This is a genomic window from Gammaproteobacteria bacterium (genome assembly GCA_003696665.1).
In the GTDB taxonomy this organism is placed as follows: Bacteria; Pseudomonadota; Gammaproteobacteria; order Enterobacterales.
Map to the genome: position 1 here is coordinate 1 of RFGJ01000129.1, position 2,812 is coordinate 2,812.

2 protein-coding genes, 1 tRNA gene, 1 rRNA gene and 1 pseudogene are annotated in these 2,812 nt (G+C 49.1%); 4 read left to right on the forward strand and 1 reads right to left on the reverse strand.

Translation table 11 applies throughout. The features are described from left to right. Nucleotides 1-2 precede the first annotated feature (2 nt). From rrf to D6694_03975, 4 genes are all read left to right on the forward strand, one after another. Nucleotides 3-117, forward strand: a 5S ribosomal RNA gene (gene rrf / locus D6694_03960). A 208-nt stretch (nucleotides 118-325) separates the two neighbouring features. After that, a tRNA-Met gene (locus tag D6694_03965) sits at nucleotides 326-402 on the forward strand. Between the two features lie 618 nt (nucleotides 403-1,020). Continuing rightward, nucleotides 1,021-1,578 carry a hypothetical protein gene (locus tag D6694_03970; protein ID RMH46002.1) on the forward strand — a complete coding sequence of 186 codons (558 nt, stop codon included), beginning with the start codon at nucleotides 1,021-1,023 and terminating at the stop codon, nucleotides 1,576-1,578. Between the two features lie 3 nt (nucleotides 1,579-1,581). Beyond that, entirely contained in the window at nucleotides 1,582-1,854 is a 273-nt protein-coding gene (locus D6694_03975) for a hypothetical protein (GenBank protein ID RMH46001.1), read from the forward strand. Between the two features lie 858 nt (nucleotides 1,855-2,712). Here the strand turns inward: D6694_03975 and D6694_03980 are convergent. Beyond that, nucleotides 2,713-2,812: pseudogene (locus D6694_03980) on the reverse strand (restriction endonuclease).

The following is a 2,812-nucleotide window of genomic DNA, read 5'->3' on the forward strand; positions in this document are numbered from 1 at the left end:
GACCTGGTGGCCATAGCGCCGTTGTCCCACCCGATCCCATTCCGAACTCGGTCGTGAAAGACGGCAGCGCCGATGGTACTAACGCTTAAGCGTTGGAAGAGTAGGTCGCCGCCAGGTCAGCCGGCTCCAGCCGGATGCAGCAGATCGCAGCAGGCGACGCCGCGGACAGGTCTTCACCATTCATCTTGTCGAAGCGGCAGCGGTGCCCGGCCCGTGCGGCGGCGATCATCGGTCGGCGCGCGCTGCAAGCGCTGCGGGGGTTGCCGTGTGGCGGCGCAGCGCCTATCTGGTCACCGAGGACCGGTTGCCGATCACGGAAATCTGACGCGGGGTGGAGCAGTCCGGTAGCTCGTCAGGCTCATAACCTGAAGGTCGTGGGTTCAAATCCCACCCCCGCAACCAACGCATGACACCCGCCCGGGCATCCCCCGCGGCGGGTGTTATTGGCGCCGATAACAAAACATCATGGGGAGGAGATCCGCGCTGAGAATAACCTATTTCGAATATTAATATTTCACGGGGGGCGATGGTAAAATCCTCACAGCTTTGCAGTCATGGATCTGGGTCGTTTCCATTCAGAAGAAGGTGAAAGTTTGTCTCTGCCGCAGGGATAACTCACTTTGCTACGCTGCCAAGTTGGCTGGCCAATTTCACCGCCCGACACATTGCTGTGCGACCTTGTGGAGCGTATTTCGCAGCGCAACCTTCTCCGTTAGTGGAGATTTCTCGTTAAAGGGCCGCGGCGCAACACCCCTCTCTTTGCTCGCCGTCGCATAAAAGGAAAGCCAAGTAAGGATTTGAGGGAAAAGCGCTTATATTTTTATGCAGTTGGTCAAGAAATGAAAAGAACTTTGCCCTTCCGTGCTTTCATTTTCCACCGCCGGGGCTCCCACCACCCATTACAGAAAAGGCGACCCTGCTGTTCTCTTCTTGACATGGACTATTGTTGAGACTAGCATTACGTCAGCCCATCGGTGGGCACCGGAGAGGGTGTGTCATCTCAAGAATGAGGAGGGGTCAATGGCATTTAACTATAAAACTGCTTCCAAGGAAGAGCTTACCAAAGAATATAATAGAATTGCCAAAGAAATGGGGGATGATCAGTTCTTTACAAAGAAGGAGCTGCATTATCTTCCTGAAATACTCCAGGACGGCGAGCAGATATTGGCCTTTACGTCCGGTATGATGGATGGAAATACTTGGCTAATAACGTTAACAGATAGGAGGGTAATTTTCCTTGATAAGGGGATGATTTACGGTCTTAAGCAGGAGTCTATTCCTTTAAATCGGATTAATGCCGTATCGGGAACGACGGGACTTCTGTTTGGAAAGATCATCATTACGGATGGTGCGAAAGATAGGCTTATTACTAATGTGTGGAAGAAAACAGTAAAGAACTTCACTAATAAATGCCAAGAGGCGATTGATGCGATAAACAGGAGGGAAAATCAGGTTGCTTCACAGGAGGTAAAGGAAGATCCATATGAAAAACTTGAGAAATTAGCATCTCTAAAGGAAAAGGGAATAATTTCTGATGAGGAATTTGAGAGAGAAAAGAAAAAAATATTGGGGCAATAGGTTATGGAGTTAATACTTATAGTTGTTGGGATTATAGCTATATTCTTTCTTTACTTCGCTTTTGGAGCGATCATAAAGTTCATTGTTGGTTGGTTTCCTAGTATATTTGGAATAGTTATTGGTGTTGTAATTGGTTTTCTTGGTGGTTGGACTGGTGCGGTGGCCGCCTTATTTATTATAACATTATCAATTGTTTTGACGGATTCATGGCATAATTCTCCATTATATCTGAGAATAGAAAAATATATTGATAAGAAGTTCTATTTCGGAGATTAGTGTTGCTAAACTACTATTGATATAAATTCCAAGAGGAGGGTCTGTTCTAGATAATTATCCCGCATGTTTTCTAACGCGGCGGATGTTTTAATTTTATTTTTGTATGACGGCAATTGCAACGTTCCTCATCCTCTCTCCGGAGCAGGACAATATGCGCTTTTGAAATGCCATTGAAGTGGTGCAGATGGCGTTTGGGCTGATTCCAGAAGTTCTTGATTCTATTGATTGTGTGGTTTTTGTCCTCAGCGAACGGTTTCAGAATGGTCGATCCAAAGATGGTGAAAATCGGAAGCGTCCGCACATCGTAACCTCTAACCTCCCCAAGAATCCGTATAAACGATACTCTCAGGAACGACCTTGCATCTTATCGGGGATAACTGCGTCATGGCGGAGCATCTTCGATAATCCTCGCATCAACTTTCCCCTCCTGCTTCAACGGTCCGAAAGCAGGTACTTTCCCAGCCACTCCGCGTCCGCGCTGATCTTCCTGTGCCACCGAAACAGCTCTCATTTGCCTTAATCTCACTCCCAGCAACTCTTCTCTTTCCTTGGCCAGCTCACAGGTCGTGATCTCGCGAAGGCGATGAGAGTAGGAAGTGACCGTGTTGCGATGAACACCCACCAGCCGATATGCCGTTCGTGCAGTCGTTCCCGCGGATAAAATGTTCGATCAGGCCTTCCTGCTTATATCAGCGCAGCCGGCTTTTCCTGTGTACTTGCCTTATCCCGCCTATGAGATCCCATAACCGCCTTACCTGGGACAGACCCAACATATTGACGTGCCGGTGTGGCGCGGCAGAGAGAATGAGCGATTTTGGCAGTGTTTTTTGTACAAGATGTTGAGGATGTGAGGCTCTGAGCGGCCACCGGCTGGATATGCGCCGCCTGCACCTCGGGACGGCCACCACCGTTGCGCAGACACCAGCCGGTGACGGCGCAGGTGTAGTCATAGGTCCGC